The following is a 14856-nucleotide window of genomic DNA, read 5'->3' as shown; positions in this document are numbered from 1 at the left end:
GGATCACCCCGGAACGGCGAGTTCGAACCACACCGTCTTACCCGATTCGCCGGGCCGGGTACCCCAGCGGCTGGAGGAGCGCGCGAGCAGGAGCAGGCCCCGGCCGCTCTCGTCATCGGGGCGCGCGATCCGCTCGCGGGGCGGGTCCGGGAGCGGGTCGGAGACCTCCACCAGCAGGACACCACCCAAGTGGGCGGGCCGCACCAGCCGTACCCCGATGGGGCCGGTGGCGTGCCGCAGGGAGTTGGTGACCAGTTCGCTGACGAGCAGTGCGGCCAGGTCGGTGAGGGTGTCGAGGCCCCACTCGCGCAGGAGGTCGCGGACGGCGGAGCGGGCCGCTCGAACGGCGTCCGGTCGCGCGGGGAAGGTCCACTCGGCACAGTCGCCTTCGGTGTCGATCACGCCGATCACATCCCAAGGCCGACCAGCTCACCCATGTCCGGTTTCATGGGGTTAATGGGCACATACCCGATATCTAGAGGGCAGTACCGCACTCGGCGGCGCACTGTGGCACGAACGGCGTACGGGGGATCAGCGCGCGCGGCTGTCGAGCAGCGCGACCGTCGCGCGTACGGCGGGCACGTCCTGCTCCAGCCAGTTCACGTCCCACAGCTCGTCGGGTGTGAGCCAGCGCAGTTCGTCGTGGTCCTGGAGGGGCCGGGGCGCGTCGGAGCCGGGGAGCAGTCGGGCGGTCCACACCTGGAGGACGTACGGCGCTTTCAGGGGCCACTCCCCCGGCACCCGCTCGACATGCTCGGCGGCGATGCCGAGTTCCTCGCGCAGTTCGCGTACGAGGGCCGCCTCGGGTGTCTCGCCCCGTTCCACCTTGCCGCCGGGCAGCTCCCAGCGACCGGCCAGTTCGGGGGGTGCGCTGCGACGCGCGGCGAGGAGGCGGCCGCCGTCGAAGAGGGCGGCCCCCACCACCACGATCCGTTCCGTCATGCGCCGGAGCCTACGGGAGGGCGGGCGGGCCGGCGCGGGGCGGGATCAGTCCGCCGAACTCGTTCCGTTCGGGCCGATGCGCTCGACCCAGTAGAGCTGTTTGTGGCCGCGCCCGTCGAGACTGTCCGCGATCTTCTGGGCCTCGACCCGGGTCGCGTACCTGCCCACGCGATAGCGATTGCCGCTGTCGTCCTGCCGTATGACGAGCCAGGGAAGAGTGATCGTGCTGTCGTTCATCGCGCCCCTCCGCTTCCCGTCCGCTGCCTGCGCCGCGCCCCACCCGATAAGGAAACCGCATTCCGCATATGCCCGAGCCTACGCCCAACCTTTACGCAGCGAACATGGCTTTTCACAAAGAGGTACGCAACCAGCCATGACGGACCGGCCGTGCCAGGGGCGCACTCCACCGAACGCGCCCCTGGTCCCTCCCGCTGTCTTCGGGCGGCGGCATGACCGACGCGCCCGCGCCGACCTGCGAGAACGGCTGGATACCAACCTCCCGCACAGCGGCGTCGGTTGGGTACTCGCCCGAGGCAACTGCCCGGAGGGCGTGCGCCGTTCACGCGGAAACGTGCGCGACATCACTTCCGGACGGTGTGCGGGGCGCGCTCGGCGTGCGGGCGCGTTCGGGCGTGCGGGGCGCGCTACTTCACCGGCAGGTGGTACGCGACCTGGTAGCGGTCGGCGGGGATGACCAGATCGGCCGTCTCCACCGGGCGGCCCGAGGCGTAGTACGTGCGCTGGACGACCAGGACGACATGGCCGGGAACGCCGCCGAGGGCGAGCAGTTCCTCCGCGAGACCGGGGCGGGCGCCGACCTCCTCGGTGACGTTGTCCACGACGACGTCGATGGCGGCCATGCGTTCGACCACGCCCATGCCGCCGAGGGGCCCCTCCTCGGGCAGCATCACGGGTGTGCGGCCGGTGAGCGCGAGGGGCTCCCAGGAGGTGGAGAGCATCATCGCCTCGCCGGCCTCCCGGAAGACGTAGTGCGTGCGCATCACGCGGTCTCCGGGCGCGAGGTCGAGCCGCTCGGCGACGGCATCGCTCGCCTCGGCCTGCTCACTGCTGGACTCCCAGGTGCCGTGCGCCTCACCGTCGGCCTGCTCCTGCCGGAAAGGGGTGGCGCTGTCGGCCGGGCGGTATCCGGAGCGGACGATGCGGCGGGGAACGAGGTGCTCGCGCACATAGGTCCCGGAACCTGAGCGGCCCTCGACCAGCCCCTCGGCCATCAGCACCTTGCGCGCTTCGAGCGCGACGGTGTCCGAGACGCCGTACTCCTCGCGGATTCTGGCCTGGGACGGGAGGCGGGTGTGCGGTGGCAGCGAACCGTCGACGATCTTCTGGCGGAGATCCCCCGCGACGCGCAGATACGCGGGCTGCTCACCGAATGTCACTGGCCGCTCCCATCAGGTTGTACAGACAGCAACAGCGTGGCAACCGTAGGTTCCCCGATGCAAGCAAAGGCCAGAGAATCACTCGATGTGATGACATGTTCCCGTGACGGGCTTTACGCAGGCACTTTCTCCCCGCTATGGGCGCCGTCACACATCGAGACCGGAGTCGCCTCCTCCGCCTCCCTCGCCGACCCCTCTGCCGTCCCCCTTGCCGACGCCGTCTCCGTCGGACGCGGGCGGGGTGGTGGCGAGTCCGAGAGCCTTGCGCGTGCTGACGGACCTGTCGGGGTCGTCGAGGCGGATCGCGTCGTCGTAGTGCTGGTAGAACGCGTCCACGTCCTGGGCGTCGGCCGCCTCGGCCCACGGCTTCTCCAGGGCCTCCAGTTCCCTCACCAGGGTGTCGACCGGCTCCCGCACGTCGGCGGGCCACGTGCGGTCACGCAGCAGGCCGACCTCCTCGGTGAGCGCGTCCGACACCTCGCCGGCCCACTCGGTGTGGGCGGCCAGGTCGTCCTCGGGGGTGTCCACGGGCGCCGAGTCCAGGGCGGCGTCCAGGAGGTTGGCCGCCTTCAGGTAGGCGGTCTGGTCGGCGTCGAGGGACGCTCCGTCGTTGCGCAGCGAGCCGCCCGCCAGGCTGCCCCGCTCGTCGGTGTTTCCGAACGCGCAGGTGATGTCACGGTCGCCGGTACGCCAGCTGTCGGCGGAGGGGACGACGAAGTACACGTCCACGTCGTCCGGCAGGGCCCAGGTGTCCATGGCGTACGACGACCGGAGCGGGTAGCACTTCTCCCCTGCCATGTCGCTGACCTCGTCGTCGCCGGGGAACCGGCCGCCAGGAACCTTGACCACGGCGAACACCTCCCCGTCGTGACGGTCGGCGCAAGGCACCTCGTCGAGGTCGTAGAACGAGCCCTGCAAACCGTCGGGCGCGTCGAAGCACTCGCCGCGCGAGAGCGAACCATTGCCCCGCGCACCCTCCTTGAAGCCGTCCCAGGCCTCCGAGAGCCCTCCGGTGGCCAGCGCCACCACCCACAGCGCGAGCCCGAGGGAGGACAGCACGGATCCGGTGATGGCCATGCTCCGCCCGCGCTCCCCCTTCCGCCGGATCTGACCGAGCGCCACCAGCCCCAGCACCAGCCCGACCGCCGGCACACAGCACAGGATGCCGAGCACCAGCGAGGCGACGGCGAGGGCGTTGACGGGCGCCGGCCGCGCGTACGGGCTGTAACCCTGGCCCCAGGTCTGGTAGGGCGGCGGCCCATAGGGTCCGTACGGCCCCGGCACCGGCCCGGGCGCCGGCGGGTACTGGCCCTGCGGGTACGGCCCTTGGGGTTCCTGTGGCTGCGGGGCCCCAGGGGGCGGGGGTATGGACATACCGCGCTCCTGGTTCGGACGGGGTGCCGGGACGGCGACCGTTCGGAACGGGCGTACGGAACTGACGTACGACAGAGCGCATGGTAGACGCGGGGACGGCCGGGCGGACCGCGCGGGACGGCGGCTCGCGCGTGCTGCGGATCAGAGGCTGAGGTGGCCGACGCCCTCCCTGGTCACGATCTTCGTGCCGAACGGTTCGGAGAGGCGTCGCAGCCTCGTCAGGATCCGGTCCGCGGTGGGCGCATCGGCCGGGCGGGGGATGCCGCGGTCGGCGTCGCGGGGGCCGTTCCAGTGCAGTTCGATCGGATGCAGCTCCACGGCCCGGAGGGTGCCGCGGCCGTCGAAGCGGCTGATCGCGACCACGGACTCGTACCAGATCTGCTCCCCGAAGACCCCGTGGACCCGTTTGCGTTCCAGAAATTCCGCCTCGGTCTCACCCTCCCGGCCGCCGTCCTTGTCGTAGGCGCCCCGGGTGAGCGGCTGTTGGGTGTTCTCCATGAAGAAGAAGTTCCCGAGGGAGTAGAAGATCGGCCGGCCCTGGTACACCTCGATGCCGCGGAGCTGGTGGGGGCCGTGGCCGAGGAACGCGTCGGCGCCGTTGTCGATCGCCTCGCGGGCGATCAGCGGGAGGAAGTCGGGCGGCTCCTGGCTGTAGTTGCCCGGCTCATGGGTGTGCATCGTCGCGATCGTGAAGTCGGAGGTCTGTTTTGCCTGCCGTACGGCGTGCAGCACCGCACGGCGGTCCGACTCGTGCACGAGGAAGCGGAACTCGACGTCGTCGGTGTGGGGTTCGGGGCCGGGCTTCGCCGCGTAACGGGTGCCGAAGAGCGTGACGGTGCCCTGACCGCGGTCGGTTTCGAGGACGGAGGCGCGTACCGAGCCGGGCGGCAACGCGTCGCGGATCAGGGCGAGTTCGCGCAGGCGCCGGGCGGGCACGAGCACCTGACGGGTGGTGCGCAGGGCGTTGACGCCGGGGCGGCCGGGAACCCGGCCTAGAGGGTCGGCAGCCCGGGACATGGTCTCGAACCGGGAGGCGGCGGAGACCAGGGAGACGCGGCCCGCGGGAGTGGTGAGGAAGCGCGGGGAACGCGCCTCGGCAAGGGTGTCGCCGGTGCCGGCGTGGACGATGCCCGCTTCGGCGAGCAGTCGGTCGGTGGCCCGCATGCCGGCCACGCCCCAGTCGGTGGTGTGGTTGTTGGCCCTGGCCATCAGGTCGAACCCGATCCGGCGGAGGTCGGCCGCCACCCGCGGGGTGCTGATCAGCCAGGATCCGCCGGACTCGGCCTCCGGCCAGCCGTCGAACTCGGTGAGGTCCACGGCCGTGCTCTCGAAGTTGCCGAAGGTCACGTCGGCCGAGCGCAGCAGTTCCAGCAGTCCGGGCGAGCGCGTTTCGAGGAGCGGGGCGAGCGCGTCGTCGAGGACCAGGTCGCCCACCGAGGCGAGGGTGAAACCGTCGCGTACGTTGGCCTGTCGCCAGGTGGGGGACAGCTGTCCGTCAGTCATGCGCGGTCCCGTTCACGGTGCCCGTCGGGGTGTTCTTCGAGGTGTGCTCCCGGGTGCTCTCCGGGGTCGTCTTCGGGTCGAGGACCGACAGCGTCAGCCACGAACGGCCGTCCGTGTGGACGCGGTTGGTGGCGACGACCTTGCGCCGGTCGCCGACGACCGGGCCCCCGGTGTTGGAGTTGACGTCGAAGCGGGGGAAGTTGCTCGAACTGACGTCGAGCCGAAGCCGGTGGCCGGCCAGGAACAGGTTCGCCGTGTCCGGCGCCTCCACCGTGATCTCGTACGTCTCCCCCGGCGTCATCAGTTCCGGATCAGTGAAGGAGTCGCGGTAACGGCAGCGCAGGATGCCGTCGGTGAGATTCATCGCGAAACCCTGCGGATAGTCCTCGCTCGGCGGGTGGACGTCGATGAGCTTGACCGTGAAGTCGGTGTCGAGGGCGGTCGACGACACGGTGAGGTGCACGCTGACCGGCCCTGCGACCGCGAGGTCCTCGGTGAGCGGCGGTGTCTGGAAGACCAGCACGTCGGGCCTGCTGTCGAGCGGTAGATACGGCTCCCGCACACCGAAGAACCGGCTGTCGGGGTGCTGGTGGAAGGCGCCGCCGCTCATCACGGGTTCACCGGAGGTGACCTGGCCGCCGAGGGTGGGCACGGGGTCGCGGGGGTCGAAGTCGTATTCCAGGAAGGAGGCTTGGGCGTCGCAGGAGCCCGGGGTGTCGCGGGTGCCGGACGTGGTCGTGAGCGTTCCCGCGCCGCCCAGCACGAGGGTGAGGTTCACGCTCTCCTCGGGTGGCCAGGAGGTCGCGGTGTGCCAGCGGCCGCCGTGGTCGAGCCGTCCGCCGGCGGTGCGCCGGCCGGAGCCGCCGCCCATGAGGAAGTACCGCACGGCAGGGGGCGGGCCCGCCATCCCTTCCGGGCCGAGGTGCGCGTCGAACCAGCTCAGCCGCATCGCCGCGTAGTGCTCGGCGAGGCTGCCCTCCAGGCGGCCGTCCGGGCCGAAGTCGACGTCCCCGGCGAAGCTCCGGCTGCGCGCGCCGTGGGTCCACGGGCCGAGCACCAGGTAGGCGGGGCTGCGCTTCTTCCGCCCCAGCTCGCGGAAGTTCTCCGTGGCGGTGCGGACGTAGGGGTCGTACCAGCTGGACATGTGCAGGCTCGGAACGTCCGGGAAGGCGTCGTAGAAACCGCGGGCGTAGATTCCGGGCTGTTCCCAGTACGGGCCGAAGGCGCCGTTCTCCCACTGTTCGAGCAGGTAGTCCTCGTACTCCGGCACGAACCGCAGCGGGCTCGCCCCGCGCCGCCACGGCATGCGGGTGAACCACGCGCCCAGGTCCTCCGCCTCCAGCGAGGCGCGCAGGGTCGGATCGGTCCGCACCGCCTCGCTCACCTTGGCCCGGTGGAACGCCCAGGTGGCCTGCTTGAGTTCGAACGCCCCGCCCATCCTGGTGCCCGCCTCGTAGGCGCTGGCGAAGCCGCCGGAGTCGAGGAACATCGCGGCGAGGTGCGGAGCGCCCAGCGAGGCGAGTGCGGCCTGGGCGTGCGCGGAGTAGGAGACGCCCATGGTCGCGACCCGGCCGTCGCACCAGGGCTGGTCGGCGATCCACTCGACGGTGTCGTAGCCGTCGGTGGCCTCGTTCAGGTACTTGACGAAGGTGCCCTCGGAGTCGCCCCGGCCGCGGCAGTCCTGCCGCACGATCCGGTACCCGCCCCGGGTGAACACCTCGGCCACGGTCTCCGGCGCGGGCGGGTGTTCGCCGCCGAGGGCGCCGTCGGAGGTACGCGCGTCCCGTCGCCCGTACGGCGTGCGCTCCAGGACGACCGGCCCCGGCCCCGGGTCGGGACGGTCGGCGTAGACATCGGCGACGAGCTGTACGCCGTCCCTGACCGGCGTGCGCAGCACCCGCCGCCAGCACGACCGCCCTCCGGGCACCGGCACCCGCTGCCACTCGTCCTCGCCCACCGCCATCACTTGGCCCCGGGGAACTGGGACTTCAGCGCGGGCCAGGCCGCGATGAGCTCGGCCTCCGGCCGGGTGGTGAAGTACGTGCGGTACAGCTTGGCGTAGGTGCCGTCCGCGACCATGGCGGCGATCTGCTTGTCGAGGGCCTTGAGGAAGGCCGTGTGGTCCTTGGGCACCGCCATCGAGGTCGGGTGGTCGATCGGCCCGGACACCGCCTGCCGCAGACCGGAGTACTGCTTCAGGAACTCCTGGGCGTCCGGGCCGCCCACCAGGAAGGCGTCGATACTGCCGTTGAGCAGCTGGCTCACCGCCGCGTTCTGGTTCTGGAAGCGGACCGGCTGCGCCTTCGGTATCCGGGTGGGCAGCATGGCCTCCTGCGAGGAGCCGGTCACGACTCCGACCCGCTTGCCGTTGAACCCGTCGAAGGTGGAGATCTTGCTCTTCGAGGACGTCAGGACGGCGACGGTGCTCCAGAACAGCGGCTTGGTGAAGTCGACGCTCTTCGCCCGTTCCGCGGTGACCCCGAGCCCCGACGAGGCCAGGTCGTACTGGCCCGCGGTCAGCCCGGCCAGCGATCCGGTGACCGACGTCGACTTGTAGTCGACCTTGAGCCCGAGGCGCCTCGCGGCTTCGTCGGTCACGTCGACGATGAAGCCGGTCGGCTTGCCCGAGTCCTCGGCGTAGGCGAAGGGGGGCTGGCCGGTCTGGGTGGCGGATCTGATCGTTCCGGCCTGGATCAGACCGTAGGGATTGGTCTTCTTCGCGCTGGCGGTGTCCGCGCTGCCGCTGCCGCCACAGGCGGTGAGAGGGAGCACGAGGCCGGAGAGGACGAGGAGGGTCAGCAGCGGACGCCGACCGGGGAGATTTCTGGATGTTACGGACATGAGGGGTCCTCCTTGGGAGGGAGCTGAGGGCGGGGAGAGCGGGAGAGGAAGAGGCGGCGCGTCAGAGAACGCGGGCGAGGAACTCGCGCAGGCGTTGTGTCTCGGGGTGTTCCAGCGTCCGGCGGGCCGGCCCGGACTCGGCGATGCGGCCCTCGTCCATGAAGATCACCCGGTCCGCGACCTCGCGGGCGAAGCCGATCTCGTGCGTGACGGCGATCATCGTCATGCCGGAGTCGGCGAGCAGCCGCATGACGTCCAGTACGTCCTTGACGAGTTCGGGGTCCAGCGCCGACGTGGCCTCGTCGAACAGCATCACCTCGGGCTCCATCGCCAGCGCCCGGGCGATCGCCACCCGCTGCTGCTGGCCGCCCGACAACTGACTCGGCCGGGAGTGCGCCAGCCCGGCGAGGCCGAGCCGTTCCAGCTGGGTCATGGCGGCGGCGTCGGCCGCCACCCGGCCCATCCCGCGGACCTTGCGCAGGGCCACGGTCACGTTGTGCAGGACGCTCAGGTGCGGGAACAGGTTGAAGTGCTGGAAGACCATGCCGACCCGGGTGCGGATGGCGTCCACGTCCACGCCGGAGCCGGTGATCAGGTCACCGCCCAGGTGGATCTCGCCGGCCGTCGGCGGCTCCAGCAGGTTCATGCACTTCAGCAGCGTGGACTTGCCCGAACCGGACCTGCCGATCACACAGACGGTCTCACCCGGCGCGACATCGAGATCCACACCACGCAGAACCTCCACCTCGCCGTAGCGTTTGTGCAGGTCGCGGACGCTGATCGCGGTCGCGGCGGCCGTCGGGGGCCGGTCGGCGCGGGGGTTGTTCTCGGACAGGGTTCCGGTCATGACTCAGACCTCCAGCGCGGACGCGGCGGGCGGGACAGCGGGCGGTGCGGCCGACGCTCTGTCCGGCTTTCGTCCGCCGTCGCGCAGGCGCAGGTCGAGCCGGTTGACCAGGAAGGTGAGCGGGATCGTGAGCAGCAGGTAGCAGGCACCGGCGGCCACCAGCGCGGAGGAGTTGTACGTCGCCGCCTGCCGCTCCTGGGCGATGAAGTACAGCTCGCGCTGCCCGAGACCGAGCCCGAGCAGATACACCAGCGCGCTCTCCTTGATGTCGATGATGAACTGGCCGGCCAGCGCCGGCAGCACGTTCCGTACGCCCTGGGGGACGACGATCACCCGCATCGCGGTCAGATAGGACATGCCGAGACTGCGGGCCGCGCTCAGCTGTCCGGTCGGGACGGCCTGGATGCCGGACCGGAAGATCTCCGCCAGGTACGCCGCCGATATGAGGCCGATGGCGAGGACCGCGTAGCCGAGCGGATCCCTGCCGAAGGGCCGGATCCCGGCCGACGGGAGGCCGAGGCCCACCAGGCTGACGGTCACGATCGCGGGCAGACCGCGGAACACGTCGACGTAGATCCGCGCGGGCAGCCGCACCCACCGGCGCTGCGACAGCAGCAGCATCGCGAGCAGCACACCGAGCACGACACCGAAGACGATCGCCAGCCCGGCGATCAGCAGGGTGTTGCGCAGGCCCTCGGTCAGCAGGACGGGAAACGCTTTGAGGAGTTCGTCGGGGTTGAAGAACGTCTGCAGAAACAGGTGCATCGGGCCGGAGCCTCTCGCTGCTCGGACTGCTCGGAGCGGAAGGAGACGACTGCTCGGAGCGGCGGAATGTGAGGCAGCCTAGGTCGGCCGGCCGGCGGCGACCGCGATGCTTACCGCGGACGCGGTAAGCATCCGCTGTGTCCTGCTGTGTCCCGCTGTGCCCTGCTAGCCTGCGCCGCATGGCCGTCGTCATCGCCCTGCAGGGCGCCGTCCCGGCGGATGTGGCCGTCGGTCTCTCCCCGCTGGCCGAGTTGATGGCCTGCCTGCACTCGATCGCCGAGCCCGAGCACCACCTCGCCGTACGCCCGTGGCTGCAACGCGTACGAGCCGACCTGTCGCCCGAGTCGCAGAGCCTGCTCGCGCTCTACGCGCCCCTGTGGAACCGGCGGCGCTGCCGGCTGCTGATGCCTCTGGAGCCACCTCTGGACAGAACGCTGGAGCAGGAGCTCGCCCGCCTGGAGGCGCTGCCGCTGGACGACTTCGTGACGGGCGTCGCGCCGAGCGTGCACGGCGGGTTCTTCGACACCCGGGACCTGCTCACCGACCAGGCGGTCCGCGACGCCTATGTGCTGTCCAGCGAACGACGCTCCTATAGCCGGGGCGAGCTGGCCCGCAGCCTGCTCCAGGCCCCGGAGCGGACCCGGACCGGGCTGCTGGAGCTGCTGCGGCGCTGTGCCACCGAGTTCTTCGACGCCGAATGGGCGCGGGTACGGCATCGGCTGGAGAGCGAGTGCACTCGGGTACGAGCCCGGGTACAGGCCCTGCCGCTCCCCGAGGCCCTGGCCTCCCTCAGCCCGAACTCCGTCGTCCGGGACAACCCGCCGGCGGTCGTCTTCGACAAGCTGCAGTCGCTCAGGGCCGACCTGCGCGGGCGTCGCTGTCTGCTCGTGCCGTCCGCGCACGCCCGGCCGCATCTGATCGTCAAGGACGATCCGCCCTACCCGCTCGTGGTGCACTTCCCCGTCGAGGACACCGCCCAGGTGGAACGGGCCACGCTGGCACAGGTACGACTCAGGCTGTCGATCCTGTCCGATCCCGCACGGCTGTCCCTGTGCCGGCACCTGGTGAACGAACCGATCACCACATCCGACCTGGCGATGCGGACGGGGATGACCCTGCCCCAGGTCTCCCGCCATCTCGCCCGGCTGCGCGAGGCGGGCCTGCTGACCTCCCGCCGGGACGGCCGGCAGATCCACCACCGGTTGGACACGGAGTGCCTCATGCACCTGGGCGTGGACGTGCTGACCTCGATCATCCGCTGACGGGGGCGCCGACGGACATGCTGGTGTTCTCCTCGCGTAATCGTTGCATCCCCGCAGGCCACGCCCTCTGGATTACCGGGAGCTGCCGGGCGCTCAGTGGGAGAGCAGCGCGCCGAGGTCGATCTTCCCGCTCTGCACTTTCGCGTCGTGGGGCTCGTTGAGTCCGCCGTCGGTGATGTACAGCCGTTTCCCGCGCACCGCGGTGGCGGTGGGCGAGGCGAGGCCGTCCGAGGCGGTCAGCACCGTCCTGGTGGTGCCGTTCGGGTGGACGACCGCGATCTGGTTCTGTGTGTTCAGCGCGGCGAACACGACGTTGGAGTGGTCGCTGAGGAAGTTGAAGTCATCGATGCCAGTGAGGCCGTTGGTGACGGTGTGAACCTGGCCCGGAGCTCCGGTGGCGGTGACGGGGATCCGCAGCAGGGTGCCCTTGCTGAGGTTGGAGACCCATACGGCGCCGTTGTGGAAACGGAGTCCGTTCGCGCCGTACGGCACGGGTGCGGACGGCTCGATCGCGAGGGCGGGGTCGACCAGCCACGCGGTCGCGGGACCGCCGGAGACCGGTACGGCCCAGACGGTGCCCATCTGACTGTCGGCGACGTACAAGGTGCGCCCGGCCGGATCGATGGCCAGACCGTTGGGGACTCCGCCCGCGGGCAATGCCGCGATGCGGTGAGGGGTGCCGCCGGGCGGCAGCTTCCACACCCCGTTCCGGGAGGCGTCGGAGGACCACACGTTGTAGTAGACGGTGCCGTCGTGGCCGCGAGTGTTGCCGGTGATCCCGTCGCCCTTCTGCCCGGTGACCAGCACCGTGCGGTGCCCGGACGGTGCGATCCGTACCAGCGCCGGCCGTTCGCCCGCGGGCGTGCCCACCATCGAGACGGTCAGTGAATTGTCCGGGCCGACGGTGATGTTCTCGGGCACGTCGCCGGTGGCGAAGTCGAAGGCGGCCACGGTCTTCACGTGGGTGACGGCGGGCTGCGCGTCCGCGTGTCCGGTCGCGGCGGACGCGTACGGCGCCGAGACGATGACGGCTGCGGTCGCGGAGATCGCCGCGAGCTTGAACGGCTTCTTCATACATGTGCCTTTCGTGATCATTGCGCGAGCGGGTTGCAGTTGGGCGGCCATCAGGCCGAGGCCGTCGGTGGGACCGGTGATGAGGACGCGAGCCATGAGTACGTCCTGAAGGGTTCGGACCGACTTACCGGTTGATGGTCTTCTGCTGCGCTGCGGTGTACCGCTCGCCCTTGATCTGCACCTGGGCAACGGCCTCTTCGATGCGCTTGAGGTCCTCGGAGGTCAGTTCCACGGTGTCGGCGCCGATGTTCTCTTCGAGGCGGTGCAGCTTCGTCGTGCCCGGGATCGGTGCGATCCACGGCTTCTGCGCCAGCAGCCACGCGATGGCGGTCTGAGCCCGGGTCGCCTGCTTGGCGTCCGCGATCTCGCCCAGCAGCGCGATCAGTGCGAGGTTGGCCTCACGCGCCTCTTCCTCGAAGCGCGGCAGCACGTTACGGATGTCGTTGGCCTCGAACTTCGTGTCCTGACTGATCGCGCCGGTCAGGAAGCCCTTGCCGAGCGGGCTGAACGGCACGAAGCCGATGCCCAGTTCTTCCAGGGTCGGCAGGATGATCTCCTCGGGCTCGCGCCACCACAGCGAGTACTCGCTCTGCAGGGCCGTCACCGGCTGGACCGCGTGGGCCCTGCGGATGACGTCCTGACCCGCTTCGGACAGGCCGAAGTGCTTGACCTTGCCTTCCTGGATGAGATCCCGGACCGTGCCGGCGACCTCTTCGATCGGCACGTCGGGGTCCACCCGGTGCTGGTAGAACAGATCGATGCGGTCGGTCCCCAGACGCTGCAGGGACTGCTCGGCGACCAGCCGGATCCGCTCCGGCCGGCTGTCCAGCCCCGCCGCGGGGTTGCCGTCCTTGAACCCGAACTTCGTGGCGATGGACACCTGGTCGCGCACCGGCGCCAGGGCCTCCCCCACCAGCCTTTCGTTCGCCTCTCCGTACCCCTCCGCGGTGTCGAAGAGCGTCACGCCGCGCTCGGCGGCCGCCCGGATCAGCTTGATGGCCTCACCCGTGTCCGCGGCCGGGCCGTAGCCGTAGGTCATTCCCATGCAGCCGAGCCCGATCGACGACACTTCGAGCCCGCTGTTTCCCAGTTGACGCTTCTTCATCTCGTTCTCCTTTCGAGTGGCCACGAGCGACGACGCATCGTGCTCTTGCCAGTCGTGGTGGTTCCTTGCCTGAGCGGGGACGGACCGATACGAGGTTCGATACCGGTCGGCCCCAAAGCGGGGCACTGACCATGCAACCGGGAACGGACACGATGAGGGAGCCTCCGCTGTGAGGGGTAACAGCAGGGACCCCCAGCGGCATATGCGCAGGCCAAAGCCCCGCCCTTACTGTCGGCGGCAGCCGGAGAAGGCTGGGCTGTGGACGTCGGTTCAGTTCTCGGAGTCCGCCTCGGCGGCCTGCGCATCCGCGGCCTCAGCCGTGGCGGACCAGCTCGCCAACAGGTTCAGCGCGTCCTCGGCCGCGGAGCCGGGGGCCGCGTTGTACAACGCCACGACCAGCCCCGAGCCGTCCGGCAGGTTCATCGATTCGAAGTTGAGCTCCAGCTCGCCGACGACCGGATGCCTAAGGCGCTTCGTCCCGTCATGGAAGACGTGTACATCGTGGGCGCCCCACATCACACGGAAGGCGTCGCTGCGGGTCGACAGCTCACCGATCAGGTTCGACAACTCGCGGTCGTACGGGTTCTTGCCCGCCTCGATCCGCAGCGCGCCCACCGCGCCCTTGGCGATGCGTTCCCAGTCGACGTAGAACCGCCGGGCCGCGGGGCTGAGGAACGCGAACCGCAAGGTGTTCGCCCCGCAGACCGGATCGGCGTACATCTCCGAGAACAGTGCCCGACCGAGCGGGTTGGCGACCAGCATGTCGAACCGGTGGTTCTTCACGAACGCCGGCATGCCTGGCATCCCGTCAACGATGCGCTGCACGCTGGGCCGCACAGCCGGCCGGGCAGTCCGGCGCCGCACCCGGGCGGGCGTCGTGTTCGCCGCTCGGGCCAGGTCGTACAAGTGCGTGCGCTCCGTGTCGTCGAGCCGCAGAGCCTGGGCCAGCGCCTCCAGGACACTGTTGGAGACACCGCTGAGATTGCCGCGCTCCAGACGCGTGTAGTACTCGACGCTGACGCCCGCGAGCGTCGCGACCTCGTTCCTGCGCAGCCCGGCCACCCGGCGTTGGCCGTACACGGGCAGACCGGCCTGCTCAGGCGTGATCTTGTCACGGCGAGACTTCAGAAACGCACGGATTTCGGCGCGGTTGTCCATGAGGCGAGGGTAGGTTCGCCGCACATGGACTGAGAGACCCTGTCATTACCCCTCACAGCAGTAACACCCGACGCCAACGTCTTCGGCGGTGAGCGCCGCGTCCCCGGGCTGCGCCACGAGGAGGTCCCTCAGCTCGCCGGCGTGAGCACCGTGTACTACGCCCGGATGCAACGCGGGAACCTGCGCCGCGTCTCCGAGAGCGTCCTGTGCTCACTCGCCCGCCCGGGCGCCGTGCCGCCCAGCCCTCACGCAGAAGCGCACACGGTCCGAAACCCAGCACGGGAAAGAAATAAGGGCCCGACCCCGAAGAGTCGGACCCTTCTGACCTGGGGAGCCGTTCTGACCGGCTCGCTCGCAGGCGACACGGTCCACTACTTGAAACGGCTGAGCCCCCTCACCGGTAGCGAGGCGGCACGAAAAGGGTGGCCCAGTAGGGCGCCCTCGTAGGTGGCCCTTGTCCGCCCGGAACGGCGACTGGCCGCGCAAGGTTCGCCGCAGCAGCGCCACAACAGGATCGACGTTCCCCGTGAAGATAGCCTTGGCTCTGTGGCTTACTCGGTGAACCACTCTGATTTTACGGAGGGTACA

General features: G+C 70.1%; 14 protein-coding genes. 1 reads left to right on the top strand and 13 read right to left on the bottom strand.

Annotated elements, in window-relative coordinates; translation table 11 throughout:
* Nucleotides 1–3: 3 nt before the first annotated feature.
* From ACFYRY_RS16690 to ACFYRY_RS16645, 10 genes are all read right to left on the bottom strand, one after another.
* Nucleotides 4–411 carry an ATP-binding protein gene (locus ACFYRY_RS16690; protein ID WP_389145275.1) on the bottom strand — a complete coding sequence of 136 codons (408 nt, stop codon included), beginning with the start codon at nt 409–411 and terminating at the stop codon, nt 4–6.
* Between the two features lie 120 nt (nt 412–531).
* Complete coding sequence (locus tag ACFYRY_RS16685) at nt 532–942, bottom strand: (deoxy)nucleoside triphosphate pyrophosphohydrolase (protein ID WP_389145272.1); 411 nt, start codon at nt 940–942, stop codon at nt 532–534.
* Nucleotides 943–987: 45 nt separating this feature from the next.
* Entirely contained in the window at nt 988–1179 is a 192-nt protein-coding gene (locus ACFYRY_RS16680; protein ID WP_389145270.1) for an SPOR domain-containing protein, read from the bottom strand.
* Nucleotides 1180–1586: 407 nt separating this feature from the next.
* Nucleotides 1587–2339, bottom strand: coding sequence for a GntR family transcriptional regulator (locus ACFYRY_RS16675; protein ID WP_389145267.1), 753 nt, complete (start codon nt 2337–2339; stop codon nt 1587–1589).
* Nucleotides 2340–2486: 147 nt separating this feature from the next.
* Nucleotides 2487–3713 carry a DUF4190 domain-containing protein gene (locus ACFYRY_RS16670; RefSeq protein WP_389145264.1) on the bottom strand — a complete coding sequence of 409 codons (1227 nt, stop codon included), beginning with the start codon at nt 3711–3713 and terminating at the stop codon, nt 2487–2489.
* Between the two features lie 141 nt (nt 3714–3854).
* Nucleotides 3855–5216 (bottom strand): CapA family protein, encoded by a 1362-nt coding sequence (locus ACFYRY_RS16665; protein ID WP_389145262.1) that lies wholly within the window; start codon nt 5214–5216, stop codon nt 3855–3857.
* Nucleotides 5209–7179 (bottom strand): CocE/NonD family hydrolase, encoded by a 1971-nt coding sequence (locus ACFYRY_RS16660; RefSeq protein WP_389145259.1) that lies wholly within the window; start codon nt 7177–7179, stop codon nt 5209–5211. The genes ACFYRY_RS16665 and ACFYRY_RS16660 overlap by 8 nt, the downstream gene beginning before the upstream one ends.
* Nucleotides 7179–8057, bottom strand: a complete 879-nt coding sequence (locus ACFYRY_RS16655) for a substrate-binding periplasmic protein (RefSeq protein ID WP_389145256.1) — start codon at nt 8055–8057, stop codon at nt 7179–7181. The genes ACFYRY_RS16660 and ACFYRY_RS16655 overlap by 1 nt, the downstream gene beginning before the upstream one ends.
* A 61-nt stretch (nt 8058–8118) precedes the next feature.
* Complete coding sequence (locus ACFYRY_RS16650) at nt 8119–8904, bottom strand: amino acid ABC transporter ATP-binding protein (RefSeq protein ID WP_389145253.1); 786 nt, start codon at nt 8902–8904, stop codon at nt 8119–8121.
* Nucleotides 8905–8907: 3 nt separating this feature from the next.
* A complete protein-coding gene (locus ACFYRY_RS16645) occupies nt 8908–9669 on the bottom strand; it encodes an amino acid ABC transporter permease (RefSeq protein ID WP_389145251.1) in 762 nt (253 codons plus the stop codon).
* A 179-nt stretch (nt 9670–9848) separates the two neighbouring features.
* Between ACFYRY_RS16645 and ACFYRY_RS16640 the strand changes: the two genes are divergently transcribed.
* Nucleotides 9849–10931, top strand: a complete 1083-nt coding sequence (locus ACFYRY_RS16640; protein ID WP_389145248.1) for a DUF5937 family protein — start codon at nt 9849–9851, stop codon at nt 10929–10931.
* A gap of 93 nt (nt 10932–11024) precedes the next feature.
* Here ACFYRY_RS16640 and ACFYRY_RS16635 read toward each other — a convergent pair whose 3' ends face one another.
* From ACFYRY_RS16635 to ACFYRY_RS16625, 3 genes are all read right to left on the bottom strand, one after another.
* Nucleotides 11025–12101 (bottom strand): SMP-30/gluconolactonase/LRE family protein, encoded by a 1077-nt coding sequence (locus tag ACFYRY_RS16635; RefSeq protein WP_389145245.1) that lies wholly within the window; start codon nt 12099–12101, stop codon nt 11025–11027.
* Nucleotides 12102–12129: 28 nt separating this feature from the next.
* Nucleotides 12130–13110 carry an aldo/keto reductase gene (locus ACFYRY_RS16630; protein WP_389145242.1) on the bottom strand — a complete coding sequence of 327 codons (981 nt, stop codon included), beginning with the start codon at nt 13108–13110 and terminating at the stop codon, nt 12130–12132.
* A gap of 270 nt (nt 13111–13380) precedes the next feature.
* The gene (locus tag ACFYRY_RS16625) at nt 13381–14268 is read right to left on the bottom strand and encodes a helix-turn-helix transcriptional regulator (RefSeq protein WP_389145239.1); all 888 of its coding nucleotides are present in this window, start codon (nt 14266–14268) and stop codon (nt 13381–13383) included.
* Nucleotides 14269–14856: the final 588 nt, after the last annotated feature.

The sequence above is a fragment of the Streptomyces sp. NPDC005263 genome (assembly GCF_042872365.1).
GTDB lineage: Bacteria > Actinomycetota > Actinomycetes > Streptomycetales > Streptomycetaceae > Streptomyces.
This window is presented reverse-complemented; position numbering and strand designations above follow the sequence as displayed.

Excerpts from the sequence above, each read along its gene's own strand:
- ACFYRY_RS16630 (WP_389145242.1), bottom strand. The coding sequence starts at position 13,110 with ATGAAGAAGCGTCAACTGGGAAACAGCGGGCTCGAAGTGTCGTCGATC.
- ACFYRY_RS16670 (WP_389145264.1), bottom strand. The coding sequence starts at position 3,713 with ATGTCCATACCCCCGCCCCCTGGGGCCCCGCAGCCACAGGAACCCCAA.
- ACFYRY_RS16625 (WP_389145239.1), bottom strand. The coding sequence starts at position 14,268 with ATGGACAACCGCGCCGAAATCCGTGCGTTTCTGAAGTCTCGCCGTGAC.
- ACFYRY_RS16660 (WP_389145259.1), bottom strand. The coding sequence starts at position 7,179 with ATGGCGGTGGGCGAGGACGAGTGGCAGCGGGTGCCGGTGCCCGGAGGG.
- ACFYRY_RS16680 (WP_389145270.1), bottom strand. The coding sequence starts at position 1,179 with ATGAACGACAGCACGATCACTCTTCCCTGGCTCGTCATACGGCAGGAC.
- ACFYRY_RS16640 (WP_389145248.1), top strand. The coding sequence starts at position 9,849 with ATGGCCGTCGTCATCGCCCTGCAGGGCGCCGTCCCGGCGGATGTGGCC.
- ACFYRY_RS16645 (WP_389145251.1), bottom strand. The coding sequence starts at position 9,669 with ATGCACCTGTTTCTGCAGACGTTCTTCAACCCCGACGAACTCCTCAAA.
- ACFYRY_RS16650 (WP_389145253.1), bottom strand. The coding sequence starts at position 8,904 with ATGACCGGAACCCTGTCCGAGAACAACCCCCGCGCCGACCGGCCCCCG.
- ACFYRY_RS16665 (WP_389145262.1), bottom strand. The coding sequence starts at position 5,216 with ATGACTGACGGACAGCTGTCCCCCACCTGGCGACAGGCCAACGTACGC.
- ACFYRY_RS16635 (WP_389145245.1), bottom strand. The coding sequence starts at position 12,101 with ATGGCTCGCGTCCTCATCACCGGTCCCACCGACGGCCTCGGCCTGATG.
- ACFYRY_RS16685 (WP_389145272.1), bottom strand. The coding sequence starts at position 942 with ATGACGGAACGGATCGTGGTGGTGGGGGCCGCCCTCTTCGACGGCGGC.
- ACFYRY_RS16655 (WP_389145256.1), bottom strand. The coding sequence starts at position 8,057 with ATGTCCGTAACATCCAGAAATCTCCCCGGTCGGCGTCCGCTGCTGACC.